The following is a 25,885-nucleotide window of genomic DNA, read 5'->3' on the forward strand; positions in this document are numbered from 1 at the left end:
AATCAAGAAGGAAAAACGTAAGTACCGACAACAACGGTGTATATAACCGCTAGTGAGAGCTCGACTAACGGTGGGCTGGCGACATGACGAAACCAACGGAGCCGGTTTAACACCCGGACTGTCAGTGAAGTGCATATCAACCCTATCAGGGCAGCGACCAGCAATGGGGGAAGGTAGAGATCTCCAAAGGCAATTTCATGGGGAACGGCAAACGACACAGTTTTTCTCTTGTTGGTCAAAAAAGCGATGGAGCATGTTATTGCTTATCGTATTGGCGATAAATCCTTGAAAAGGGAATACAATCGAAACTCTTGGTTTCTAATGTTGATTAAAATAGAATCTAAAGATTGTTAATCATGGAGCAAGCTGTTGGACCGCTTAACCAGTATTGAGATTTTTGTACGGGCCGTAGAGCTGGGCTCGTTTGCCGCGGTTGCTGAAGAGCGCGGGATCAGCGCCCAGATGGTGGGAAAGCATGTCAGGGGGCTAGAGAACACGATTGGTGCCAAGCTATTAGCGAAATCCACCCGGTTTCAAAGCCTGACGGCTGCGGGGGAGCAGTATTACCAAAGGTGCTTGGTGGTGTTGGATGAGTTAAAGGCCGCCCAGGAAGATATCTACCGCAGTATGAGTGAACCCAGCGGCTGTTTGAAAATAGCCACCGGGGTGAATTTCGGCATCAAGGCATTGGCGCCTATTCTTGCCAGGTTCCAGCTGCAATACCCCAAGCTCGACATTGACCTGACACTGGATAACAATCCACCGGATATGCAAAAAGGAGGCTACGATGTTATCTTCCGAGAACGTTTGGAGGGGTATGACTACCTAGTCGCCACTAAACTGCGCAGCTATCCGATGATTGCCTGTGCGTCACCAACCTACCTCAAACGATACGGCACACCACAGCATCCTGACGATCTGGAACAACATCAATGCCTGCAAAGTAATCTATCGCAGGCTCCATACAAGTGGCGTTTCTTCGACGGTCAGAAAATCACAACACCAAACGTGAGTTCCCGCTTTACCATGAACAGCGGGCAGGCCATGTTGGCAGCTGCATTGGAAGGAGCCGGCATCACCCTGCAGCCAACATTTCAAGTCAGTGAGGCGTTGGCCGATGGCTCGTTGCTGCCTATATTGGAGGACTATAGCTTACCCGAGGTAGAGCTCTATATGCTCTACCGGCCTTCACTACGGAATACGGCAAGGTTGACGGCGCTGCAGGCATTTGTCCGAGAGTCTATGGAGAGTCATGCTGATGATTAAATCGAAAACGGAAGAGTTGGAAGTCTTTTTGGCAGTCATAGACTGCGGCGGCTTCTCTGCTGCCGCCAACCAGCTTGAAATGCAGGTGGCCAAAGTGTCCCGATTGGTCGCGAACCTTGAAAAGGCCATGGGTTGCAGCTTGTTGCACCGCACGACGCGGCGGGTTGAGCCAACCCATGAAGGTTTGATGTTCGCACAGAGCGTCAGGGCAGGGCTGATGCTGATCCAAGATGCACAGGAAAGGTTGAGTTCGCAGCAATCATCGCCAAAAGGCAGGTTGAGAATCGATGCCGCTAGCAGTGTCATGACCCATCAGATTGTCCCGCTTATCAAACCCTTTCAGGTGGCTTACCCCAGTATCGAAGTCGAGTTGGCAACCAATGAAAGTATTATCGATCTGTTAGAGAAGCGAACCGATGTCGCAATAAGGGTCGGTACACTCAAAGACTCCAATTTGCACGCTAGAGTGCTTGGGCAAAGTCCGCTGAAGCTGGTGGCCTCGCCTGACTATATTGCTCAAAATGGAGAGCCAAATAATATCGAGTCGCTATTATCACACCAGCTTATCGGTTTCTCAGGTCAACCCCACCTCAATAAATGGCCAGTTTTTGATGAAGTACTGGACCCAGCATTTTCTACATTGGCGACAAGCGGCGAAATTATCCGTCAGTTGTGTCTGGCTGGAATGGGTATCACTTTGCTGTCTCAGTTTACGGTAGGAAAAGATATTGCCGAGGGGCGACTGGTGAGTCTTTGTGATGGCCTAATTGCGTCCCCACACCCACGAGAGTCAGTGCAGGCAGTGTACTATCAAAATTCTGCACCTTCGCCACGGATAACCGCTTTCTTGGACTTTATCCAATCAAGACTTACTCTATAATTCAGATAATTAGGTAAATATAGCCTGCTCTCAATTCAGGCTTGCTGACTGTCATACTTTCTTAAAAAATGAGAAGGTGTTTTGTGAATTATTGTCTTTTTTGATGGTAATAATGGCGTAAACTAGTATTCAGTTTTTCAGACATCAGAGAATTTAACGATGACAATTGCAATGCCAGTTCTTGGAGCAGGGACTTTCCGCCTGAAAGGTGAAGACGCGTATAACTCAGTGACAATGGCACTGGAAGCGGGTTACCGTCACATTGATACGGCACAGATCTACGGCAATGAAAAAGAAGTGGGTGCTGCTATTGCCGACTCAGGTATTGCTCGTAGTGAGATCTTTCTGACCACTAAAATCTGGATGGACAAATTTGGTAAAGAGGCATTTTTGCCAAGCATCCGTCAGAGCCTGGCTGATTTGCAGGTTGAATATGTAGACCTGTTGCTTATTCACTGGCCGTTGAAAAACGAAGAAGTGGCTATGTCAGACTACCTAGCAAGCCTCAAAGAAGTGAAAGAGTTGGGAATGGCCAAGCAAATTGGTATCTCAAACTTCACTGTTGCCCAGATGCAGCAGGCGATTGATATTTTGGGTACAGAGGCTATCTATACCAACCAGGTTGAAGTTCACCCTTACCTCCAAAACCGCAAAGTTGTCGACTTCTGTCTTGAAAATGGAATCATCGTGACGGGTTACATGCCATTTGCTTATGGCGATGTACTAAAGGACGAAACTATTGCCCGTATTGCTGAAAAGCACCAAGCAACAGCGGCCCAGACGGTACTAGCCTGGATGCGCCAGAACGAGTTTGTGACGATTCCATCTTCAACCAAGCGTGCTAACATCGACAGCAACCTTAAGGCTTCAGAGGTGGTCCTTGATGAAGCTGATATGGCGGCCATTGCCGAGCTAGATCGTAACCACCGTTTGGCAAATCCTGACTTTGCCCCTGAGTGGGATTGATTTCGATTCCATTAGCCTAAGTCATTACAGACAGGTCTCTCAAGCCAGCAGTATATCTGCTGGCTTTTTTTTGGCTAAGTATTGGCTAAAACGGGTAGCGACAAGGTTACTGCACAATGATTGAGGCTGGTGTTTTGAAGAGCTGTTCTGGAATCACAGAAAGCCAGCCATTACAACGGGCATATTCGATCAAAGTTGCACGATTGGTCACACCCACATCGGCAAACCGTGCAATCAAGTTTGAGATTTGTTTTTCGACTGCCTTCGGAGTTCGGTGAATCAATTGTGCGATTTGTTTAGTCTGACGGCCACGCAATAGCCAAAACAGGACGATTTCCTGTGACGGTGTAAGCTGCATACACTCGGGCTTGACGGTGCTGAAAGACGTATTTGTGCTGTTAAGCGCCATGATTTCTGCAAAAGACGCCAGGTTGACCAACTCCCTTAAGTTGGTCGCGCTAAATTGGATACCCCAAGGTTCTCCATTAATGATCACGGGGCGTTTTTCGAAAGTATAAGCATCAAAACCATGAGCATATTTATGCACATCTATGGTAATAATTGTCTTGTTTTCTGATATTGCCTGTCTATCTTGCTGTACAAAGTCAGATGCAAATTGGGCTGTATCACATGGTAGATCACGATCAGTGAGGCCTTCTATATCACATGGTGCATTGACTAAGTCACGGTAGGCTTTGTTGGCAAAGGCGAAAATGCCATCCTTAGACTTCAATCCTGCAGGATACGGGCTGTGCTCTAGCATGTGAATCAGAACGGATAAATATGTATTTTGGTCTATGTTCACACGCGCATTTTATCACTCCGATCAAGGAAGTGAAGTAGGAGAAATCCCCCTTTTTGAGTAGTTTGTCATTAGAAGTAGTTACCAGCTTCTAAAACCGCAAGTATCAATATGGAAGCGGACACCGCTGTATAGGCCCAGCCCCATATTGTTTTTCCTGCCAACTTTGTTGTAGACGCTCATCAATATCTTGTGGAGTTCGGTACGGGAGATATTCCTGACCGGAACCATGTCAAGTGCACAGAAATCCAAGTGGGAGCTGCGTGGCGCACCACCGGCATGTTGGTTGTATTCTTTGCTGCGGTCACCGGAGACAGGGATAAGCAAACCAGTTTTTGGCATGACGTGCTCTTGGACGAACAGTAAGGTGCGCACCATGTTGTCCCAATTCTTTTTGTCAGGTAGGTTGAAAACCGTGGTGTTGCTCAGCCTCCAATCTGTACCTTGCAGCAGAATGAGGTGAAGAGGTATACCTTCTTTGACTCCATTGTCTAGAAAGTACTTATACCCTTCCTGTATCTCCTTCTCTTTCCTGTTCATCAGCACCCAACCTCGAAATGCTGCCAGAGTAGGGACTTTAAAGCCTTGCACCTCAACCACCAAATCACTGTAGTCAAAGTCTGTGTGTACTTCGTAAAGCTTTGATAGATCAACAGCTTCTGCTTGGCTTGCACTTGAAAAGCCCAATAAAAGCGACAACATAATCCACTTCATTATACAACCTCGAATCACTATCCGTAGGATATACCTCGATACGTTCGTTTAAGTGTAGGTGATTTGACTGACAGGGCTTTAGTCGTTTCTTAAGCCTGCATTTGTAATTTTCTATGAAAATCTGTCTGAAATGGTGAGATAAAAAAGCCATTGCCAATTAATCTGTTAAAATTGATCAGGTAACCCCGTCGTAAAAAAGTCGCATTTTGTTATTGCCTATGATCAAAAAAATACTTCTAGTTTTGCTTTTTTCTTCCTTCGCTCAGGCTGGTACTGTCGAGGAGCATATTGAGGATCTTGCTAGCGAAGTTTACGCCAGAGCCTCATTGGACGGGGTAATGGATTACGCTTTGCTCAAAGAAGGTATCGAAGCCTATATGACCAAAGGCACGGGGGCTAATCCTAATTTGGTGATCATTGATTACCGAAGGCCTTCCAATGAAAAACGGTTCTATGTTGTCGATTTGGCCAATAAAAAGTTGAAGTACCATACCTATACTACCCATGGGATTGAGAGTGGTGGTGCAACGGCAGAGCGCTTTTCTAACACCGTCAACTCAAAGCAAACCTCTTTAGGTGTGTTTAAAACGGCTGAGACCTATTACGGGAAATACGGATACTCACTGCGTCTTGATGGCTTGTCTAAAGGGGTCAATGACAATGCCCGCCGGCGTCATATCGTGATCCATGGGGCGAAATATGCCTCGCCCGACTTTTTAGCCGTTAATAACTTTATTGGCTGGAGTTGGGGGTGCCCGGCGTTGCCGCCTGAAAAAAATCGTGAGATTATCGATTTAATTAAAGGGGGTAGCATCATTCTTGCCGCGAACGATGAAATGGTCGCGCAGGAACCATCATCACCATCCTTGCTGGCATCTAATACTATTCATGAACCTTCAGATAGTGAAAACCGAATGGTGATCAGCCGCTAAATGTTTCGAGTTGCCAAGTTATTTGAGAAAAGCCGATGATGCATTCATCGGTTTTTTTGTTGAATTAAAGTGCGTGGTTATTCGTTCTCTTTAATGTTTTATGCCCTGTTAAGGAATGCTGAATAAAGGATTCAGGACAATCAACTAGACGGTTCTGCCGAAAGTCTGGATATTCTAACCACAGGCAACAAAACAGCAGTGAAGCAAAACACTGCATAAATTATATTATTTAACAGAGAGATACGAATATGGCTTTTAATCTACGTCACCGTAATTTCCTACGTTTATTGGATTTCACTGGCAAAGAAATTGAGCACCTGATCGGCCTCGCGCAAGATTTGAAAAAAGCAAAGTACAGTGGTACGGAGCAACCAAGATTGAGCGGCAAGAACATCGCCCTGATCTTTGAAAAAACGTCCACCCGTACCCGTTGTGCATTTGAAGTGGCAGCGTATGACCAGGGCGCGAACGTCACATACATTGGTAGTGGCTCACAAATGGGCCACAAAGAAAGCGCCAAAGATACAGCTCGTGTGCTGGGACGCTTCTACGATGGTATCGAGTTCCGTGGTTATGATCAGAAGGTTGTGGAAACCTTGGGTGAGTTTGCCGGGGTACCGGTCTGGAATGGCCTTACCGACCAATGGCATCCAACCCAGATCATCGCTGACTGGATGACTATGATTGAACACGGTAACGGCAAGCGCCTTAACGAGATGAAGTTGGCCTACATGGGCGATGCTAAGAACAACATGGGTAACTCATTAATGGTCGGTGCTGCGAAAGTGGGCATGGAAATCCGTTTGGTTGGCCCGAAAGAATACTGGCCAGAGCCTGAGTTAGTTGCCGAGTGTAATGAACTGTGTGAAATCTCCGGCGGTAAGATTGTCATCACTGACAACGTTCAAGAAGGTGTGGCAGGTGTCGACTTCATCTACGGCGATGTATGGGTGTCTATGGGTGAGCCTGCAGAACTATGGGCCCAGCGCGTTCACGACCTGTCCCCTTACCAGGTCAATATGGATGTGATTAAAATGACCAATAACCCAGATGTGAAATACATGCACTGCCTACCAGCATTCCACAACAGTGAAACTACGGTGGGTAAAGAAATTTCAGAGCGTTTCTACCTAGAAGGTCTAGAGGTGACAGAAGACGTATTCGAGTCACCTTACAACATCTGCTTCGATGAGGCTGAAAACCGCATGCATGCGATCAAAGCCATCATGGTAGCGACTCTGGGTGATTAATCTAGTCAGTAGACTTTAAGACCTTGAATCCTGTAACTTGAAGTCTTGGGCTTAAAAAAAGGGAGGCGAAGCGCCTCCCTTTTCTTTTATAGCTATGAAGTTACAGCGCAGCTTCTAGGATCGCTCGGCTGTCATTGATCGTGATATTGCCTCGCTCGCCCAATGCTTTCATACCATGCTTTTCAAGGCTGGCAACCAGAGTGTCAATATCAGCATTACCCAACTCGACATCACTTAGGCTAGTTGGTACTTCCATCTGCTTGAAGAAGGCAATAGTTTGGGCAATGGCTTGGTCGATACGCTCGTCGTTTGTACCTTCAGTGATACCAAATACACGCTCTGCGTACTGCAGCAATTTGCCTTCTTTGTCTTCACGGCGCTCTTTCATCACTGCTGGTAGAACAATGCTAAGCGTGCGGGCATGGTCGATACCGTAGTTGCCGGTTAGTTCATGGCCAATCATGTGAGTGGTCCAGTCTTGCGGTACACCGACACCAATCAAACCATTTAGAGCTTGGGTTGCGGTCCACATGATGTTGGCACGCACATCGATATCATCTGGGGTCGCCAGGGCTTTCGGCCCTTCTTCGATAAGGTTCAGAAGCAAACCTTCGGCAAAGCGGTCCTGAACCTTGGCATTGGCCGGGAAGGTCAGGTATTGCTCCATAACATGGACATAAGCATCAACTACACCATTCGCTACCTGACGAGGAGAAAGGCTAAGCGTAGTTGTTGGGTCTAGTACTGCAAACAATGGCTGTACTTTAGGTGATAGGAACGCCAGTTTGTCTTTACCGCGAGAAACAACAGAGCCCATGTTGCTCTCAGAGCCTGTTGCAGGAAGAGTCAATACACATGCAAGTGGTAGGGCACTTTCTACAGGGTGCTGTTGGGCAAGGATATTCCATGGGTCTTCGCCTTGGTAAGCAGCAGCTGCAGCGATGAACTTAGTGCCATCGATAACCGAACCGCCACCGACTGCAAGTAGGTAGTCAAAGCCTTCAGCTTTGATTTTTTCAACCGCTTTCATTAGCGTATCGTACTGAGGGTTTGGTTCTACACCCGCAAACTCGCCCCAGTTATGCTCACTTAGCGCTGCTTTGACTTGATCATATACACCGTTTTTCTTGATAGAACCGCCACCGTAGATGACCAAGACCTTTTTGTCTTGTGGGATATCGTTGGCAATGGCTGCGATTTGGCCTTCACCAAAATGGATACGGGTAGGGTTCTGGTAAGTAAACTTGTCCATGAAGTATCTCCAGTGTTTATTGTATGTGTCGCTATATGATGAACACAGTCTATGCCAATGCTCCCTAAATAGTGATGCTCAAAACTGTTTAATACTTGCCTAAATCTACTTTTTAACTGATATTGTCGTCGGGAATATATGGTAGGATAGTTTTCTGCTGATTGTTCTCCAGCGCTGGCTTTTCGCGTTAGGTCGCGTTCTGCTCTGTGCCCAAAGGCAAATCATTCATTTTAATCTTAGGGTAGGTGAGATGGTATCCGTCGTAGATTCCGCGTCTAAAAAGTGTGTACAGAAAGGGGAAGACCTTTGTATTTACTACGGCTTAGCTGATAGTTCCGGTATTGTTGACCTTCCTATACCGGGTATTCGGTTATTTAGGATCAAGCAGTACCATAAGATGACACCGCAGATGTATCAGCAAGGGGTTGTGGTGATTCTGCAAGGGAATAAAGTGGGCCACCTCAATGATTACCGCTTTGACTACGATACAAACCATTGCCTGATTGTTGCAACACCTTACCCTATAGCATGTGAAACTTTTGCTTCACCGGAAGAGCCTTTGATTGGGTTGGATATCGATTTCGATCTCACCATCATACAAGAGCTTGTTGATACCTTGGAGCAGCACCAGCACAGCGAAATGGCCCCCTCGCCGGATAATGGGCGTGGTGTTGCAGTCACTCAAATTACGCCTGACATACGAGATTGTATCTGCCGGCTTTTGGGCTGCCTTAAAGATCCGTTAGATGCCAAAGTACTGGGCAAGCAATTGTTGCGAGAGTTTTACTTCCAATTGCTCAAAAGTGACCAGGGCTACTTGCTTGCCCAATACTGTAAGCAAGACAGCGCACTATCCCGGGTGTCACGGGTGATCACCCATGTCCAATCACATTATGATCAAAAACTGGCTATTAATGATTTGGCAGATATGGCTGGAATGAGTGTGTCGGCGTTCCACCGTGCCTTCAAGCAGGTGGTAACTGATCCTCCTTTGCAGTACATCAAGAAGATACGCCTCAATAAGGCTAAAACCATGATGTCGCAAGACGGTATGCCTGCCAATATTGCGGCCTTGAAAGTTGGTTATGAGAGTCCAACCCAGTTTAGCCGCGAATTCAAACGTTACTTTGGCGTACCACCAAGTAAGGCGTCACATATAGGACTTTCTTGATACTGTTAAGTCTTTTCTTGTGTTCTGACACAGATAATTACAAATAAAACAGTGTTTTCTATTTTAAGGTTGCGTTCAGTTTTATTGTGTACAGTGTTCATTATTGAAAGGGCAGCAACCATAACTGCACCTAATAACTAGAAACCAAGAACTAACTTGGCTTTACAAATAATGCATCAAGGAAATTACACATGAAAAAGCTAGTAGTAGCGTCAACTCTTATTCTTTCTACTCTTGCGACTACACCTGTTTTGGCTAACAACACTGATTGGTTTGTCGGTGGTGGTATCGGCTACCAGAATGACAAAATCGAAAGAAGTGGCATGCTATATTCGAACAAGAATGTTGAAGATGCTTCCTACCAGTTCCGTGGTGGTGCCATCATCAACGACCAGCACCGATTCACGGCGACATACAGCTATTACGAAAGTAAGTTTGATGGCATTTTTGCTAATGACTATACCCAGAACATGTACCTTGCTTCTTATGATTACTTGATCCCTGTTCATCAAAAGGTAAACCTGTTTGCAGGTGCTACGATGGGTTACTCTGATACTAAGATCAAAAATACTCTGAGCAGCAACAGTTCAACAGATTTTGTATGGGGTGGCCAAGTAGGTGCACAATACAAGTTGAGCAATAACCTATCAACAGACCTTACTTACCGTTACCTAGATCAAGACTATCAAAAAGGTGTGAATAAAATTGATTACACCCAACAGGTCGTTTGGTCTGTTGATTACAAATTTTAATTTAAACTGAATAAATATTAAAAAGAGGACTTGCTGTCCTCTTTTTTTATTTCAACAAATAATGTCAAAACATTCAGTTTATATTTTGTTTATTATTTAAATCCTTTAATAACAGTGCCTTATGTGTCTTCTCTGAGCGTAAATTAATCATTGCTGCTTGTTTTGATTAATTTCTGGTGTGCTTTTAAGATTTCTTATTGAGCACATACATTATTTGTTCAGCATTTATTAAGTTAAAAAACAATGTTTTATATCTTAAGTTTCCATTCAGTAAATAGGCGTATATTGATTGGCGAACAGAACAAATTATATAAGACTTATCCGGCACATTAGATAAGAACAATTAATGAAGCTTGGGAGTCCAAGGAGACATACATGAAAAAGATCACAGCAATCTCAACTTTGGCACTAGCAGTAATGGCAGCATCTCCAGCGTTCGCCGCTGACACACAGTGGTTTGTGGGTGGTGGTGTTGGTTACCAAGAAGATAATGTTAAAGGTGCTAATGCCCAGAACGGTGAAGATGCAACTTACCAGTTACGCGGCGGTGCTATCATGAACGACCATCACCGTGTAATGGGTACTTACAGTTACATGGACAAGTCATCGCAGAACATGTTCTTGGCTTCTTATGATTACCTAATGCCTGTACACCAAAATGTAAACCTATTCGCAGGTGTCTCTGCGGGTGTGGCTGATAACAAGATCAGCGGCAGCAGCTCAACAGATTTCGTTTGGGGTGGTCAAGTTGGTGCGATGTATGAAATCAATGACAATTGGTCAACAGATTTGACGTACCGCTACCTAGATCAGGACTACAGCAAAAACGATACGAAGATCGACTACTCGCAACAAGTAGTATGGTCGGTTGATTACCGTTTCTAATTGATCTGCTTGTAAAAACTAAGCCTAATTAACTGAAGGGGAAAGTGTATACTTTCCCCTTTTCTTGTTTTAATCCATCAAGCTTTAACCGTAGCAGTGAGATAAATTCACTGTCTTGTTTACATGGATACTGCTATAACTAATTGTATTAGATTAAATAAGTCAGGATTCAAGGATGAAGATAAAACTGGTTGGGTTACTAATGGGAAGCATGTTGGCAACGCCTGCTGTCGCTACCCAATTGGAAGGTGGCACTTGGTTATGCCAGCGGCCAGATACCCCGGAAAACATGTGGGAAACCACATCGTATACGTTTAAGCCTGACGGCACGATTCAGTCTGAAGAGTGGCTGAGGCGTTCTGAAAACAATCAAATTCAACTGGAATTCAAGCTGGCAGTTGATTATAGCTTCTACCATAACGGGCTAGATTATGTGCTAAAGCCTGTTCACCTATCGCGGGATATTGTGGTGGACAAAAACAATGTGAATCCGTTTGATAGTGACGCAAGACGCGATTTACTGGGTTACCGGATCTTTTTCCAACCACAGTTTGAAAGTGATAACCGTGCTGAGTTTGTGATGCGCCACCATATTACCCCTGACCAGCGCTTTACCCTCAACTGTTCCCGACAAACATAGTCCTACGACGTACCCATACCCAAGTAATCGCAATTTCTTGGGTATCCCTTCTAATATGAACAATGCTAATTAGGTTTTTGCCGGCTCCGTTCTTGTAGCTTCTCCTTATATTGGGTGGGTGTTTGCCCCCGCTGACGTTGAAAAGCCTTGCTGAAACTCTGCACATTTTTATAGCCGAGCTCTTTGGCTATTTCAGAAATACTAAGATCAGCCTGCATGTATTTGATTGCTTGGTTACAGAGTACATAGCTGGTTATCGAACTGAAGCTCCATCCAAAATGGTGGAGGCGGCGTTGAAGCTGTTGCCGAGATAAGCCGAACTTGTCGGCAACAAAGTCTAAGCTTGGGTAGCCATAGAAGCGGGAATAATTGATCATCTCATACATCATTTTCGCCGCATCATGAGGCTGGGGCATATTGAGAAATTCATCTAGCTCCAGGTTGGTCAGCATCATAGGGCGTGACAATTCAAATGGGAAAGTATTCTCATGCTCAAGGACGGAGATATCCAGCCAAACCCGAGTTAACGGTGCGTTCCAGCGTATGTCTGCGCCAAAAAAGTGCTCTAATTCTCCGTTACCACAAGGTGGCCCGCTTAGCTCGACAGTCAGCGGGTGATAATTCTCTCCCATAAAATAGCGCAGGGTGTTAGTGAACATGATAGCCATGCGTAAGCTGTCTTGGAAGCGCCCCCGTCCTGATGAAAAATGGTTGTCATAGGTCCATTTGATGATTTTACCTGATAGTTCACCGTGGAATGTGGCACCAGATTGCAAGCAGGATGTGCCGTAATTAATCCGGCGGAAAGTAAGAGCAAGCTCAGGCGTTGAGAGGAACCACTGTCCGAGTTTGTCCATGTTGTCAAAACTGATGTCTTTCGCCATTTTGCAAAGGTATGCCGGGTTACCAATCAGTTGCTCTAGTTGCTCCATTTTTTGGTTGAGATCCGAAAAGGGGACCAGTGTCATCGGCTCATCAAGCAATTTGAGAGGTACGCCGATGTCACTAAGGGAGATCCCGTAATGTTTGTCCAAAGCACGGACAAAAGGTTGGAAGAAAATGGATCGGACAAAGGCTGCTTGAAATTGGGAATCAGGTAATGGCATAGCGTGCTTTTGCTCTTATGTGGTCTGAATATATTAAAACCTCTTCTGTATTGATTTAATGTATCCAATCTTGTGATGCCTGTCACTGTTAGTTACATAATCTCACCAACAAAAATAAATTGAAAAAGCCGATAACAGTCAGTGTTTTGCCCTGAGATTGTTTGTTGGCGAAATGATTGTGCGTTAGTGAATTGGAGAACTGTTATGAGTCTCGTCAGCATGCCGTTTGTCGACAGTGGTGTCGACACTGCGCTTCATATTGTCGCCGCTGTGGTGTTATTTGGCTCCATTGCCGCTGCGGCATTTGGTTTTTGGCGCATTCATGAGCTGCCAATCCAAAAAGCCCATACGAAAGAGCATCACCAATTGGGATTGATAACCGCCTTGACCTGGATTGGCTTTATTTGGCATTGGGTATGGGTGGTAGCGGTGTTCATCGCTTTTGTTGATGGCGAACGAGCCTTACGTCGTATCCGAGATATCTGGAAAGAAAAAGAGAGCCATCCACAGCCTCAACCTTCAGCTACTCAGCCTGCCGTCTCTGAGCCGGTGATCATGACTAAAGAGGAGGCAGAAAATGCTTGAGGGTTTGGCGGTATGGGCCCTGTTTATTTACCTACTGCGACTTGTAGGGATGCCATGGAATAAATTCACCAAGACATTCTCTTATCTTGGCGGGGCGGGCTGGTTGGTTTTTGTCTGGATTGGGTTGATTACCTTCGCGCCAATGGATATGTCCGGTGGCTCGGTGGTGCAGTCCCCGCATATTCAGTTGCGTCCCGGTTCGACCAAAATTAAAGGTCATGTGGATGAGATATTCGTCCGCCCTAATGAAAAGGTGAAAAAAGGCCAGTTGGTTTACACCTTGGATGATGAGCAATACCAGATTGCGCTGAATAAAGCCGAAACCCAACTCGATTCAGCCAAGGTTGCTCTGTCTATTGCCAAGGAAGATGTACTGATTGCCAAGCAGAATCATCACGCGTCACTGAAAGACATTGAGATTGCACAGAACGAGATAGAGTCTGCCAAGGAAGATTTGGAGTGGAAGGAAACTACGCTGCGTCGCTATCAGGAGCAAAACAGGGTAGTTAAACATACGATCACTGAAACGCAGATGGATGAGCAGCAGACGGCGGTGGATGTAGCAAGGGCCAAGCAAGTGACTTTACAGTCTCAGTTGGATAAAGCCCGTGTATCAGCCCAACGAGCGCAGTTGGATTTCGAAAAAGCAGAGTTGTCTGTTGCAAGCCGAAAAGTAGATGTAGCGAATAAACAAGAAGATGTCGCCCAGGCGCAATGGAATCTAGACAACACCCAGGTTCACGCGCCAGCCGATGGCTATTTGACCAACTACATTATGCGCGAAGGCCAATATGTTGGTGTTATGCCTCGTATCCAGATGTATACCGATGAAAAGTACGTCTTAATGCGGGTTAATCATCAGGCGATTCGTAATGTCAAAGTTGGGCAGCAGGCAGAGTTTGCCTCACCGGTTTACCCTGGCAAGGTCTTTAGTGCCGAGGTCGAGGGCATAATTGAAGCAACGGGTGAATCGCAGGGAAGTTTGCTGGCAAGGGATGACAATGTCCGTCAAACAACCGGTCAGAACGCTTTGAATAAGCACCATTTTGTCCGCTTGAAACTGACAGAGCCCGGAGACTACGACATTCCGGTTGGCTCCGTTGGCCTGGCATGGATAAGCGCCGAGAAGCCGATTGATTTCTTAGCGTTCCTAGATGTCATTCGCGGCATTATCATCCGCATGAAATCCCAGATTTACTTTATCTGGTCGATGTAAGACATGGTCTAACCCTAAAAGACAACAAACACATGGGTTAGGAGAGTTACCGCTCTGGGATAGCAAGGAATCCGAAGCCGGGTTATCCCTTTTTGACTACGAAAATGCTGACCGTAGCAGCTGCAATTCTACTAGGCTAAGGAATTGCAGCTTTTTTTTTATCATCGGTATAATTGGCAGATTACATGGAGTGTCAATCATGCCTTTAGTTTTCCCGGTTATCCGTTTTTCTCGCCTTACGGCTTCCTTCAACCAATTAGCCTCTTGCTTGTTTACTCTTTTTACTGCGTTGGTGTTGTTTTCGCCAATTTCTCATGCCAATGTTTTTCAACAAAATTTCGAATTTGGTGACTCTGCTGACTACATGAGCTCACTGCCTGAGAGCTTTGACTGCTCAGCCCTTTATCAAACGAGTGAAGGCGCAGAGTCAGAAGGGGAGGCATTTTGTTTCGATCAAACCAACCTGTTCAATACCCAAGATGGAATGCTCACGGCTTTTATCTCTGAGGGTAGAGTCGATGCAGTCGAGTATATGCTGGAAATGTCTTGGGCCAATTACAATGCAGTGCTGGCTGGTTTGCGCCGTCAAAACTATGTTTTTGCTCAGGTGACCGTTGGTGGAGAAACGCTTGATGTCATAAACGGCCTTAAAGTGCTAGATCAGCAAACCCTTGATGACCAGTTGTTTACCTTGGCAAATCATAGTGATTTTTCAGTGCTGCGCGAATTTATCCTGCTGGATCACCGTAGTTTCAAACGTGCGCTAAAAACGGATATCAAAAGCGTAGAGAACTGGCTTTCAGGCAATAGCCCTAAGCGAGGCTTCGAGCGATTAACCCTAATAAGAGTTACCGTTAAAGACAATGAAATCTTACTTAAAGCGAGCCAGCCGTTTTCAGATTAATCCTTGCGAAGCTTCTTGACCGTGGATATTGGGGTAGGGAAGCGGTTTACTACCCAATAGGTCGAGATGATAAACGTGGTAATGGTCGCCATTTGGATAAACAAGACAGCCTCCATCGAGAGTAAACCGCTGATCATGGCTGCGTAGGCAACAAGGAAGGAAAACTCACTGGCTTGGCTGAGCCTAGCACTCAATTCATGCTGCATAGTGGGTTTTTCTCTGGCCATTTTCAGCGCGGTTGAAAAGCCCCAATATTTAATTCCCACCATCACGGCGCCAAAAGCGATGCCGAAGAAGGTGTAGTGGTTCCATTCACTGAAGTCCATCCTTGCGCCAATGGCAAAGAAAAACAGGATCAAGAAGAATTCCCGCAGTGGTTTTAAATGAACAGAAATGGCCTGTGATACCCGGCTGGTTGCAATTGAAATACCTGCAATGAAGGCACCACTTTCATAGGACAATCCTACCTGGTGGCTAAGCTCAGCCCAGAAAAAGCACCAAGCAAGCGTAGCCAGAAAACTATACTCTTGAATAACATCAAATTTTCTGAATAACGGCAAAATGATATAGCGTACACCGATAAACGCTAAGGTACAGATTGCAACAAATTTCCCCAACATCAACAAAAAGCCAACCATCATGGCATTACCGCCATCCATATTGAGAAAAATGATCACGCTAATGGCAATGACGTCCTGCACCAGCAAAATGCTGGTGATTACTTCCCCCATGCGTTGATGGTGCAGGGTGGTTGTCGGAATGAGCTTGAGACCAATGACGGTACTGGAAAACATCAAGGCAGCAGCGCAGATCACAGCATCTAACAGCGACAACTGAATCGCCAAGCAGAACAACAAGGTGATGGTGAAAAAGAAGATGCAGGTGCCAAGGGTGATTATGGCACTTTCCTTGAACAGGTTGAGCAACTTCCTCGGTTGAAGGTTCAAGCCAATTAAAAACAGCAAGAGGATGACACCGATATTGCCGATCTGCGTAATGTGTTCGGCATTGGGGATCAGGTTAAACCCGTAAGGACCGATGACAACGCCGGCAGCAATGTAAGCAAGGATAATCGGCTGGCAGGCATATAAAAAAAGCGTACCCAAGATCGCTGCGCTGATAATAATCGCACACAGTTCAAAGATGATAGGGGCCAATTCAATCGGCATACCAATACAACCGCATAAGAGACATCCTGCAACATGGTGTCACATAAGTTTGGCCCATGATGCTATGTTGCGCCTAAGCGCTTGGTTGCATTGAATGACTTTTAGTAGTGATTGAGGGCTATATCTCGCTTGCTTAAGTGTGATCTATATCACAACGCGTTATACGGTGTGTTGTTCTGTAATTATATAGAATGCTATTCTCTATCTCGTAATGGTTCTCAGCAATATGGATGTTGCTTGATTAGGCTTAATTTGCTGCGGGCTGATGCCCGCTTTTTTTTTCATTAAGCGCACAGTAATCACTATTATGTCAGAGTAGTCTTTATCTCTATCGATTGGCGCTTAGGATGAAGGATATGCCCGGCTCAAATGTCTCTGTTTTTGATTCAACCCTATACTCCCCACTTTTTACCCAACCAGAAATGAAGCGGGTATGGTCTGACGATAACCTTATCCAAACGTGGTTAACTTTCGAGGTAACCATTGCCAAGGTTCAGGCTGAACTGGGGCTTATTCCGGCGCAAGCTGTTACTGCCATAGAGCAGGTTTGTATCAGTGATAACATTGACTGGACACGACTGGCACAAGATACCCAAAAGGTGGGGATGGCCATTAAACCCTTGGTCGATCAGTTGACCGAGCAAGGTGATGAGCACGTAAAACGCTATCTTCATTGGGGATGTACCACCCAGGACTTGCTCGATACCAGTCTGGCGATGCGGGTGAAGCAATCGCTAGGCTTGGTGAGGGCACAGCTTGTTGGCTTAGGCGATTTACTGGAAGGTATGGCGCTTGACCACAAACAGACCGTAATGGTGGCAAGAACCAATGCGATGGATGCCTTGCCGACGACCTGGGGGTTACAGGTAAGCAGTTATCTGCAGGAAATTACCCGCCATATTGTCCGACTTGATGAGCTTTATCCACGTGCAACTACGGGTATGTATGGTGGGGCCGTGGGTAATCTATCGTCAATTGGTCCTCAAGGCTTAGCTGTACGTAAAGGACTCTTTGATGCCCTAGGTCTGACAGAGCCAAAAGGCCTTGGCAATGCAAGCCTGGACAACATTGCCGAGCTTATTCAGTTTTTTGCCTTGGTCCACGGTACCTTGTGTCGCATCGCTAATGATACAGAGACGATGGGACGGGCATCTGTTGCTGAAGTTCGCGAGGGGGAAGCCGGTGGCGGTTCAAGTACGATGCCGCACAAAGCCAACCCGCGCGCAGCCAATATGATTCAGACTCTGTCACGTATGGGCTGGATGTATGCAAGTAGTGCACCTAACCTGATGGATCAGCACGATGTCCGTTCCGCTTCTATGCGAGTTCTAAATTGGAGCTTGGTACCAGAGTCGTCTTTGGCTGTTTCGACAGCATTGGAGCGCGCTCAGAGGCTTGTAGCTAACCTTGTGGTCAACAAGCAGCGCATGCTGGAAAACTTCCAAGCATCACGCAATTTCATCATGTCGGAAGCTGTGATGATGAAGGTCGCTGAAATCGCTGGGCGAGGGGAAGGCTACAACAAAGTTAAATCCGCCATTGCCAATGCGCCTGTTGAGGGAAGTTTGGCAGAGGTGCTCAAGCAGGATGATGAAGTGTCTGCAATTCTGTCATCCCAAGAGATTGATGAAGCTTGCAACCCGCAGCACTATCTTGGCTGTAACGACGCGCTTATTGATGAGACGGTTGCTCAATACCGTAAGGTCTTGGGGTAAGCTTGCCGCTAAACCTGTATTAAAAGAGTCAGCGTAATTACGCTGGCTCTACTTTATCTGATTAAATGCTCTTTCTTACTTGCTCTCCCCTTGGCCTCAGCATTTGCCATCTCGTCGCGACGCTCTACCCTTAATTGATGTAGTCGATGTAGAGCCTAGCAGTATGACGAGCGGCAACGACCCCATTGTTCCCTTGATTAAATCAGGCTACGCACGGGTAATCGTAGAAATCTTCTATGAATACAACCATGACCCGCACCAAGTGATCAAAGACTCAGGGTTGCCACCTGACTTGTTTGATCTGGACCAGGAGTTCTTGCCCCAAGAACCGATGAAAAAGCTGATATATCTATTAGCCAATCAACTGGGTATCACCCAGTTCGGCGATATTTTGCGAACGGCTATCCGGCGCAAAGCTATCCCGAGATTGATCGGCCAGTTTGCTGAGTGTTATTCGGTCAAAGAGGCATTGGCCCTGACCCAGACCGTGTTCCAATATGACTCGACAGTAGTGAATGTGGGGCTCGAAGAAAGCCATGGCAGAACTTGGTATTGGTGCAAGCGGGCCGTAGATGAGAGCGAGCACTTTTTATGGTCTGAAGTCTGGGCGGTGCTATATGCCGTTGAGTTTGTCCAGGTACTTAGCCATAGTGATTGGCTGCCGAGCCAAATTAAAATTCAGTCTGACAACGCAGATATCTACCGCTCAATTTTGGGGAACTCCATCCAATATTTTGTCGGCAATGAAAGGATTGAGTGGCTGATAGATGATGACGTCCTCGCGATAAGGCCACGGATCACGTCCAAGGACACTGAGTCAAAAGCCCCTTTGATCAGTTGGCATGCAAATTTTACCGACCGGGTTTTTACCTCGTTGCTGCCTTATGTCAGGGAGCGCAACCTCACCTTGGAAGAGGCAGCCGAATTGCTGAGTATGAGCCCAAGGACATTACAACGAAGGCTAACTGAGGAGCGAACCAGTTTCCGGCGGATTAAAGATAACCTGTTATATACGGTTGCGGCAGACATGATGGCTGAAGAGCTCTCGTTAACCCATATAGCTAGCCAGCTGGGCTACTCCAACATTGCCCACTTTTCCCGCTCCTTCAAGCGCATTAGCGGTCTTACCCCGAAGGCTTACCAGAAAATCATCTTGAGTTTGAATGATTAGCCATAGAAGACCCTATTGCTAGCCTGTGAGCCCCCTGTAATTTGCGTGACTTGCATCACGGTTATTGATTTTTAGAGTTATTACTCTAAAATTGGCGATTCAAGCTACGAAAACAGGCATATAGGTAACTTCACAATGAGAATAACGCCAGTTGCGGTGCTCACCTGCTGGGCAATGATGGTTGTACCGATGTCGGCAGGGGCCAATACCCTAGAAGGGAATCGCTCGCTCAATCCGGTATTTTCCGACACCACGCCAGTTAAGGCGCAACACCCAGTCAGTTTTTTGGATGCCTGGCAGGCGGTGTTAAGTCAGAATGATGGCCTGGCAGCCGAGCGAGCCAATATTGAACGCTCAGAAAATATGCAAGATGCTGCAAGGGATTTGTACTTACCTTCCATTAGTGCGACAGCCAAATATACCCGGCTTGATAAGCCCGTTGAAATCAAGCCCTCTGATCTTATTGACAGCATGCCGATTGGGTCTGTTGTGCCCTCCCTACCTATTGTTGATCAGCTATTTACCTCCCAGTTAACCAAACGAGAGGTATTTACCAGTTCTATCCGTGCGGTGTGGCCAATTTTTACCGGTGGCCGTATTAGTGCTGCTCAGGATATCGCGAAAGGTCAGACAGAAGAAGCTACCCATTTGTTAGCGATGAAGCAGCAAGCCACCTTTGAAGATCTTTCCAAATTCTATTTTGGTGTTGCGCTTACTCAAACGGTTCTGGATACACGTATCGAGGTTGAAAACGGGCTTAAAAAGCATTTTGAGCGGGCCCAAAAACTAGAGCAGCAAGGGCAAATTGCCAAAGTTGAACGCCTGCAGGCACAAGCCTCTTACGATAAAGCGCGGGTAGAGCGGCAGAAAGCCCAGCGAGATATGGAAATTGCCCAAGTTGCTTTGACCAAACTTCTGAAAGTTAATTCACCGGCTGTGCCGACCTCTTCGTTGTTTGTGAATGAATCATTGCCTCCTCTATCGGCGTTTATAGACAAAACCTTGGCGGGCTACCCCGGCTTGCAAATTCTTGATGCCAAGAAGAAACAGGCGCAGGGCCTGATGGCGGCTGAAAAGGGTAAATACTACCCAGAGGTGTACCTATACGGTAACTACAACTTGCACGAGGACGACACGCTAGCAGCGAAAACAGCGCCGGATTGGGCCGTGGGTGTAGGCGTTAATATTCCATTGCTCGATAGCTCTGGTCGTTCGGGAAAAGTAAAGGCCGCGCACAGTGCCGTTACCCAAGTTCACTACCTACGGGCACAAGCCGAACAGGATCTGACGGTATTGGTTGAAAAAACCTACCGCGAGGCAATGCAGTCATTGGAAGAATATAACGGACTGGCTTCCAGTTTGGATTTAGCAAAAGAGAATGTCAGTTTACGAGAAAAAGCATTTAGCCAAGGTTTGTCGACATCCTTGGATGTGGTTGATGCCGAACTATACCTGGCAAGTGTGAAAACACAGCGGGCAGCGGCAGCCTATCAATATGTCATCTCGCTAACTCGCTTGTTAGCGGTCAGTAGTGAAATTAATAATTTTAAACAATATCAGCAATATCAAGGTTTAGAGGTTCAGTCATGAGAAACGGCAAATCAAGTACGAAGGTGATCGCTGCTGCGGTCTCGGTCACTGCTGTGGTTGGATGGCTGGGCTATCAGTTTTGGTCGGCCTACCAGCCTCAGCCAATACGGCTACAAGGGCAGGTTGAAGCCCAGCACTACAATATTTCTTCCAAGGTACCAGGTCGGATACAACAGGTGTTGGTCCGCAAAGGCGACATGGTAGAAAAAGGTGATTTGATTTTCACGCTTTCTAGCCCAGAAATTGATGCCAAACTCGAGCAGGCACGGGCTGGTGAGCAGGCAGCCGATGCTATGTCTCAGCAGGCAGAAAAAGGGGCTCGGGAGCAGGAGATCGCCGCTGCACAAGATCAGTGGCAAAAAGCCAAAGCGGCCTCTGCCCTGATGCAAAAGACCTATCGCAGGGTCGATAACCTATTCAAAGAAGGGGTGATGGCCGAGCAAAAACGCGATGAAGCCTATACCCAATGGCAGGCAGCACGTTATACCGAACAAGCCGCCTACCAGATGTATACCATGGCCAAAGAAGGTGCGCGGGTAGAAACAAAACGTGCTGCTGCTGAAAAAGCCCGTATGGCTGCCGGAGCGGTTGCTGAAGTCGAAGCTTATGCCGCTGACACCCAGATCTCTAGCTGGTTTGATGGTGAAGTCAGTCAGGTGCTGCTGCACGAAGGTGAGCTTGCTCCACAAGGTTTCCCTGTCGTCAGCGTGGTCGATATGGAAGACGCATGGGCGCTGTTCAATATCCGCGAAGATAACCTAAAAAACTACCCACAGGGCAAAGAGTTTGAGGCGATGATTCCGGCGCTAGGTGATGAAAGCTATACCTTCAAAGTGACACATGTCGCTGTGATGGGTGATTTTGCAACTTGGCGAACTACGGATCCCGCCCAGGGATTTGATATGCGTACCTTTGAAGTGGAAGCCCGTCCGGTTGCTCCGATTACAGGGCTTCGTGTCGGCATGAGCGTGATTGTCAGCGAATGAAGATCCAACTCGCACGAGAATGGCGGTTGATCCGCGAAGAACGCTGGCTATTATCGTTGACGACATGGTTGCCATTGATGCTGTTTGCCATCATTTGGGCAATATTCTCTTCAGGCATTGCAAGGGATTTACCCGTTGGTGTCGTTGATTTAGACCATAGCCAATTATCACGCCAGTTGGTCCGGTATTATGATGCCAACCCGACCTTGGCGGTGGCTAACACTTACCCATCGGTGGCCGAAGGTTCCCACGCCCTTAAGGGGGGAGATATCTATGCGTTGGTAGTGATCCCAACGAATTTAGAACAAGACACCAAGCTCGGGAAATCACCAACAGCGACAGTTTTCTATAACAGCCAGTTCGTTCTTATTGGCAAGTTGGTGAAATCGGCAGTGGTACAAGCCCAAGGTACGCTCAATGCACAAATCGATACCTTGAGAAACATGGCCTCCGGCAGTCGGGTACCCCAGCAAGCATTGGGGTTAGCCGTCCCAGTTAGGAACCAAATTACGCCGTTATATAACAGCAATAGTCATTATGGCCAGTTCTTGGTATCAGCGACGATTCCAGCGATATGGCAAATTGCGATTGTTATCACGACCATCATTGCGTTGTCTGCTGAGCAGCGAAAGGGTGGGCTCAAGGCGTGGTTGGGAGACGCACCAACGCGTCACCTTATCATTAAGCTTATGCCGTATACCTTACTGCTTTTCATACAAGGTCTTATTTTCATCACTGTTTTGTATGGTGTGTTGAATTGGCCGATGCACGGCCAATGGTGGATTTTGTTGTTTGCCCAGTTTCTGATGGTATTGGCTTGCCAAGGTGTTGCATGTGTCTTGTTCTTGTTCACGCTTGATGCGACCAAGGCAATGAGCTTAGCTGCTGGCTTTACCGCGCCCGCATTTGCTTTTGTTGGTGTGACATTCCCAGCAACAGACATGCCTAATTTTGCCCTAGTGTGGCGTGCAATGTTACCGGCAACCCATTATTTGGATGTCCAGTTACATCAAGTGAACCACGGAATGACTTTTCAGCAGGCAACTCCCCAGTTGCTTTGTTTAATTGCTTTTCTGATCACTTGGCTGCTGGCCGCGGGGCGTGTAGCTCGGTTGAGTAAAGTAGAAGAGGTGAGAGTATGAGTTGGCGCTCGCTATTTCAATTTGAGCTAAAAGCGATTTTTACCAACCCGTCGATCCTTTTTACCGTGTTTGGTGGGGTGCTGATTTATTCGTTCCTCTACCCGTTGCCTTATACCAACCAGTTGCCAAGGGAACAACAAATTGTGGTAGTAAACCTTGATCAGTCAGCGCTAGGGCGCAAGCTCGAACGTATGGTTGATGCTACTCCTGAGGTGGTGATTGCTGCACGGACTGAGTCCGTGGATGCGGCTAAAGCGCTCGTGAACCAAGGCAAGGTGCAAGGGTTACTGGTGATCCCCAAAGATTTCCAACGAGACGTCTTACTAGGAAAAAGCCCGACCTTAGCCTACGGCGGTGATGCCGCTTATTTTTTGGTGTACGGCACGATTGCTGAAGGGATAGCGACCGCTGCGGGTACGTTGGGGGCTGAGGTCAAAGTCGCTAGAATGGTCTCCGCTGGCGGTAATATAGCATTGGCTGCTGAGCAATACACGGCGATAAAATTGAACGCTCAGCCAGTCTTCAACCCAACAATGGGTTACGTAAATTATGTCGTACCGGCTGTATTTGTTCTGATTCTGCATCAAACACTGCTTATTGCCGTTGGTTTGCTCGGTGGTGGCCAGAATGAGTATCTCCGCGCCGGGGAAAGTGGCTATTGGCTGCATTATCCGGCAAGGCGTGTTGTCTTGGTACGCGGTATTGTTTTTACCCTTATCTACCTGCCGCTGGTTATGTATTACTTTGGCTTTAGCTTCAGTTATTACAACATTAGCCGACTCGCCTCGATACAGGATCTCATGTTGGTTACGGTGCCATTTCTACTATCGGTGATTTTTCTTGGCATGATTTTGGGGCAGTTGATCCCGAGAAGAGAATTGGCAACGGTCGTGGTTTTGTTAAGCTCGTTGCCACTGGTTTTTTCAGCGGGGTTTATTTGGCCGGTAGAGATGATCCCAACACCTGTGACATGGCTTGCCCAGTTGGCGCCTTCAACGCCAGCGATTAATGCTTTTTTACGCCTGAACCAAATGGGGGCTGACTTTGATCAAATCCTATCTTTATGGGGGCAATTGTGGCTTCAAGCCCTTATATACGGCGCCATTGCGGTAAGGTTAATGCTGAGGGTTAAACGCCAGAATAAGCAGGCTGTTAAATTATAAATAAAAAGAGTGATGCCATATTACAGCATCACTCTTTTTTTATTATTCGTTAATGAATTTATTCTACTTTTACCAAAATACTAGAATCAGTATGGGAAACAGACTGGCCGTAAATATCTAATAAGGTCGTCTGTGAATATGTCATCTTGTCATCTTCAATCTGAATGCTCATTGTAAAATCGGTAGTAGTAGCATTTTCAGTCATATAGTTTGATTCAGCAATTCCGCGCTCTGAGGCAACCAGTGTCATTTGGTTTCCTGCTGCACCTTCTGCAGTTACACAGGTATTTCTCGGCACACAGAATGAGTTATAAACCTTCTGATTAGCTTTGTCATAAACAAAGTATCCTCGCTGGTCATGGAACTTTGAATCATCCGCTTTACGGAATACTTCCTGCTTGTAATAAAGTGCGACAAGGTATTGGTCACTGGCATTGGTGGCATCAGCAGCGACCTCGAATGTGATGGTTTCATAGAAAGGCGTGACAGCTGGGGTACCTGCCGCAACATCCAAGTCTTTTTGTGCGGGTGCAATATCAACACCACCGGCATCCGCTGAAATCCAGGTACCAACCAGTTGAGCGAGTGGTCCGAAGTCCAAACCATCAATTATCGTGCTTTCATTGTCATCAGCCATAACAGGTAGGGACAGGCTGGCCGAAAGAGCAAGAGCAATCGTTGTGTTTTTCATATTGAGCTTCCTTTTGATTTTTCATTTAAGATGAATTAATTCTTGTTGTGGAGGCTACTTTATATGAATGAATAATAGTTAATTATTGATCTGTGTTAATTATTGCTTGTGTAAATGGTTTTAGATGTTAATTATGTGATGAGGGAATATTGCTGTTTATATTTTCTTACCTTTTGTAATCTTTGCTTGTACCTTCAGTTGAAATTAAAAGTGAAATAATACTTTAAAATGAAAGTGGATGGAGTTTTATCAATTCATAGGGGTAATTCAGGAAAGGCTAGATTTAGAATGTATTTATAATCGAAAAACGCTAACAATATTAATTGATGTATCAATAGCAGATATGTCTTTATGATATTCCACTCTTGTTTCTTTTTATTCTGAGGCGACGAAGAGGGGGAACTCCCCCTCCGAATAAGGGTTACTCTGCTGGAGTAGGCGCCTGATAGGCTTTTGTTCCCCAAAGAGGTACGGTAGACAGGCTGTGTTTGAAACTACCCTCAGTTTCTTTAGTTGTGTATGACAGATACAGTAGCGTCTGGTTTTCAGCATCATAGATACGACGGACTTTCATCGTCTTGAAGAAGATGCTTTTCGACTTTTTGAAGACGACCTCGCCAGATTTAGATTTATCGATCTGTGCGATCATCTCTGGAGTAATGTCACCAGTCTGACGGCAAGAAATAGAACTGTCACTCGGATCGGCAAGGCTTAAGTTTGCTTCTATAGAAGCAATATGACAGGTTACCCCGGTAACAACGTCATCTTTCAAATGGCCGATTTTGATATCCTTCATGGTGAACATGCCTAGGCTTACGTCACCAACTTCATCATCCGAACAACCACTCAGCGCAGTGGTTGCGGCAAGCAGACCTGCTAGCAGTATTTTTGATTTCATTATTATTTCTCCATCATTTTTCATCATGATAGCAGCAAC

25 protein-coding genes and 1 pseudogene are annotated in these 25,885 nt (G+C 46.3%); 18 read left to right on the plus strand and 8 right to left on the minus strand.

Annotated features, from left to right (window positions below; all coding sequences use genetic code 11):
• Positions 1 to 2: 2 nt before the first annotated feature.
• Positions 3 to 218, minus strand: a complete 216-nt coding sequence (locus BIZ37_RS30640) for a DUF1656 domain-containing protein (protein ID WP_187460064.1) — start codon at positions 216 to 218, stop codon at positions 3 to 5.
• A 151-nt stretch (positions 219 to 369) separates the two neighbouring features.
• Between BIZ37_RS30640 and BIZ37_RS01880 the strand changes: the two genes are divergently transcribed.
• The 3 genes from BIZ37_RS01880 to dkgB all read left to right on the plus strand — a co-directional run bounded on the left by BIZ37_RS01880 (position 370) and on the right by dkgB (position 3,112).
• Positions 370 to 1,266: a LysR family transcriptional regulator gene (locus BIZ37_RS01880; protein ID WP_187460065.1), complete on the plus strand. Its 897-nt coding sequence runs from the start codon at positions 370 to 372 to the stop codon at positions 1,264 to 1,266.
• Positions 1,262 to 2,146 (plus strand): LysR family transcriptional regulator, encoded by an 885-nt coding sequence (locus BIZ37_RS01885; protein ID WP_370577288.1) that lies wholly within the window; start codon positions 1,262 to 1,264, stop codon positions 2,144 to 2,146. Before BIZ37_RS01880 ends, BIZ37_RS01885 begins: the two co-directional genes overlap by 5 nt.
• A 159-nt stretch (positions 2,147 to 2,305) precedes the next feature.
• The gene (dkgB, locus tag BIZ37_RS01890) at positions 2,306 to 3,112 is read left to right on the plus strand and encodes a 2,5-didehydrogluconate reductase DkgB (protein ID WP_187460067.1); all 807 of its coding nucleotides are present in this window, start codon (positions 2,306 to 2,308) and stop codon (positions 3,110 to 3,112) included.
• Positions 3,113 to 3,218: 106 nt separating this feature from the next.
• Here the strand turns inward: dkgB and BIZ37_RS01895 are convergent, their stop codons facing one another.
• Together BIZ37_RS01895 and BIZ37_RS01900 are read right to left on the minus strand one after the other, a co-directional pair.
• Positions 3,219 to 3,917: a PAS domain-containing protein gene (locus BIZ37_RS01895; RefSeq protein ID WP_370577287.1), complete on the minus strand. Its 699-nt coding sequence runs from the start codon at positions 3,915 to 3,917 to the stop codon at positions 3,219 to 3,221.
• A 78-nt stretch (positions 3,918 to 3,995) separates the two neighbouring features.
• Positions 3,996 to 4,628 carry a D-Ala-D-Ala carboxypeptidase family metallohydrolase gene (locus BIZ37_RS01900; protein ID WP_222939552.1) on the minus strand — a complete coding sequence of 211 codons (633 nt, stop codon included), beginning with the start codon at positions 4,626 to 4,628 and terminating at the stop codon, positions 3,996 to 3,998.
• A 221-nt stretch (positions 4,629 to 4,849) separates the two neighbouring features.
• On the opposite strand from BIZ37_RS01900, the pseudogene BIZ37_RS01905 reads away from it, so the two are divergent.
• A pseudogene (locus BIZ37_RS01905) lies at positions 4,850 to 5,458 on the plus strand (murein L,D-transpeptidase catalytic domain family protein); the annotation flags it as partial.
• A 350-nt stretch (positions 5,459 to 5,808) separates the two neighbouring features.
• Positions 5,809 to 6,810, plus strand: coding sequence for an ornithine carbamoyltransferase (argF, locus tag BIZ37_RS01910; protein ID WP_187460068.1), 1,002 nt, complete (start codon positions 5,809 to 5,811; stop codon positions 6,808 to 6,810).
• A gap of 100 nt (positions 6,811 to 6,910) precedes the next feature.
• On the opposite strand, the gene BIZ37_RS01915 is transcribed toward argF, so the two are convergent.
• On the minus strand, positions 6,911 to 8,062 hold the full coding sequence (locus BIZ37_RS01915; RefSeq protein WP_187460069.1) for an iron-containing alcohol dehydrogenase: 1,152 nt from the start codon (positions 8,060 to 8,062) through the stop codon (positions 6,911 to 6,913).
• 250 nt (positions 8,063 to 8,312) lie between these two features.
• Between BIZ37_RS01915 and BIZ37_RS01920 the strand changes: the two genes are divergently transcribed.
• From BIZ37_RS01920 to BIZ37_RS01935, 4 genes are all read left to right on the plus strand, one after another.
• A complete protein-coding gene (locus BIZ37_RS01920) occupies positions 8,313 to 9,233 on the plus strand; it encodes an AraC family transcriptional regulator (RefSeq protein ID WP_187460070.1) in 921 nt (306 codons plus the stop codon).
• A gap of 191 nt (positions 9,234 to 9,424) precedes the next feature.
• Positions 9,425 to 9,985: a porin family protein gene (locus tag BIZ37_RS01925; protein ID WP_187460071.1), complete on the plus strand. Its 561-nt coding sequence runs from the start codon at positions 9,425 to 9,427 to the stop codon at positions 9,983 to 9,985.
• A 375-nt stretch (positions 9,986 to 10,360) separates the two neighbouring features.
• Complete coding sequence (locus BIZ37_RS01930; protein ID WP_107299913.1) at positions 10,361 to 10,870, plus strand: porin family protein; 510 nt, start codon at positions 10,361 to 10,363, stop codon at positions 10,868 to 10,870.
• Between the two features lie 175 nt (positions 10,871 to 11,045).
• Positions 11,046 to 11,510 (plus strand): hypothetical protein, encoded by a 465-nt coding sequence (locus BIZ37_RS01935; protein WP_107299912.1) that lies wholly within the window; start codon positions 11,046 to 11,048, stop codon positions 11,508 to 11,510.
• A gap of 65 nt (positions 11,511 to 11,575) precedes the next feature.
• Here the strand turns inward: BIZ37_RS01935 and BIZ37_RS01940 are convergent, their stop codons facing one another.
• On the minus strand, positions 11,576 to 12,616 hold the full coding sequence (locus tag BIZ37_RS01940) for an AraC family transcriptional regulator (RefSeq protein ID WP_187460072.1): 1,041 nt from the start codon (positions 12,614 to 12,616) through the stop codon (positions 11,576 to 11,578).
• Between the two features lie 204 nt (positions 12,617 to 12,820).
• On the opposite strand from BIZ37_RS01940, the gene BIZ37_RS01945 reads away from it, so the two are divergent.
• The 3 genes from BIZ37_RS01945 (at position 12,821) to BIZ37_RS01955 (ending at position 15,321) form a co-directional block, all read left to right on the plus strand.
• On the plus strand, positions 12,821 to 13,201 hold the full coding sequence (locus BIZ37_RS01945) for an MFS transporter (protein WP_187460073.1): 381 nt from the start codon (positions 12,821 to 12,823) through the stop codon (positions 13,199 to 13,201).
• The gene (locus tag BIZ37_RS01950; RefSeq protein WP_187460074.1) at positions 13,194 to 14,417 is read left to right on the plus strand and encodes an HlyD family secretion protein; all 1,224 of its coding nucleotides are present in this window, start codon (positions 13,194 to 13,196) and stop codon (positions 14,415 to 14,417) included. The genes BIZ37_RS01945 and BIZ37_RS01950 overlap by 8 nt, the downstream gene beginning before the upstream one ends.
• A 199-nt stretch (positions 14,418 to 14,616) precedes the next feature.
• Positions 14,617 to 15,321, plus strand: a complete 705-nt coding sequence (locus BIZ37_RS01955) for a hypothetical protein (protein ID WP_187460075.1) — start codon at positions 14,617 to 14,619, stop codon at positions 15,319 to 15,321.
• On the opposite strand, the gene BIZ37_RS01960 is transcribed toward BIZ37_RS01955, so the two are convergent.
• Positions 15,318 to 16,490: a cation:proton antiporter gene (locus BIZ37_RS01960; RefSeq protein ID WP_107299908.1), complete on the minus strand. Its 1,173-nt coding sequence runs from the start codon at positions 16,488 to 16,490 to the stop codon at positions 15,318 to 15,320. The genes BIZ37_RS01955 and BIZ37_RS01960 overlap by 4 nt on opposite strands.
• 356 nt (positions 16,491 to 16,846) lie before the next feature.
• On the opposite strand from BIZ37_RS01960, the gene BIZ37_RS01965 reads away from it, so the two are divergent.
• The 6 genes from BIZ37_RS01965 (at position 16,847) to BIZ37_RS01990 (ending at position 24,257) form a co-directional block, all read left to right on the plus strand.
• The gene (locus tag BIZ37_RS01965) at positions 16,847 to 18,205 is read left to right on the plus strand and encodes an adenylosuccinate lyase family protein (RefSeq protein ID WP_187460076.1); all 1,359 of its coding nucleotides are present in this window, start codon (positions 16,847 to 16,849) and stop codon (positions 18,203 to 18,205) included.
• A 163-nt stretch (positions 18,206 to 18,368) separates the two neighbouring features.
• Positions 18,369 to 19,376, plus strand: coding sequence for an AraC family transcriptional regulator (locus BIZ37_RS01970; protein WP_187460077.1), 1,008 nt, complete (start codon positions 18,369 to 18,371; stop codon positions 19,374 to 19,376).
• A gap of 135 nt (positions 19,377 to 19,511) precedes the next feature.
• Positions 19,512 to 20,966, plus strand: coding sequence for a TolC family protein (locus BIZ37_RS01975; RefSeq protein WP_187460078.1), 1,455 nt, complete (start codon positions 19,512 to 19,514; stop codon positions 20,964 to 20,966).
• Positions 20,963 to 21,952, plus strand: coding sequence for an HlyD family secretion protein (locus BIZ37_RS01980; protein WP_187460079.1), 990 nt, complete (start codon positions 20,963 to 20,965; stop codon positions 21,950 to 21,952). The genes BIZ37_RS01975 and BIZ37_RS01980 overlap by 4 nt, the downstream gene beginning before the upstream one ends.
• On the plus strand, positions 21,949 to 23,094 hold the full coding sequence (locus BIZ37_RS01985; protein ID WP_187460080.1) for an ABC transporter permease: 1,146 nt from the start codon (positions 21,949 to 21,951) through the stop codon (positions 23,092 to 23,094). The genes BIZ37_RS01980 and BIZ37_RS01985 overlap by 4 nt, the downstream gene beginning before the upstream one ends.
• Positions 23,091 to 24,257: an ABC transporter permease gene (locus tag BIZ37_RS01990; RefSeq protein WP_187460081.1), complete on the plus strand. Its 1,167-nt coding sequence runs from the start codon at positions 23,091 to 23,093 to the stop codon at positions 24,255 to 24,257. Before BIZ37_RS01985 ends, BIZ37_RS01990 begins: the two co-directional genes overlap by 4 nt.
• Before the next feature lie 58 nt (positions 24,258 to 24,315).
• On the opposite strand, the gene BIZ37_RS01995 is transcribed toward BIZ37_RS01990, so the two are convergent.
• Positions 24,316 to 24,948, minus strand: coding sequence for a heme-binding beta-barrel domain-containing protein (locus BIZ37_RS01995; RefSeq protein WP_187460082.1), 633 nt, complete (start codon positions 24,946 to 24,948; stop codon positions 24,316 to 24,318).
• A gap of 421 nt (positions 24,949 to 25,369) precedes the next feature.
• Complete coding sequence (locus BIZ37_RS02000) at positions 25,370 to 25,846, minus strand: CreA family protein (protein ID WP_107299900.1); 477 nt, start codon at positions 25,844 to 25,846, stop codon at positions 25,370 to 25,372.
• Between the last annotated feature and the right edge of the window lie 39 nt (positions 25,847 to 25,885).

This window comes from Photobacterium sp. BZF1 (genome assembly GCF_014349205.1).
Classification (GTDB): Bacteria; Pseudomonadota; Gammaproteobacteria; order Enterobacterales; family Vibrionaceae; genus Photobacterium.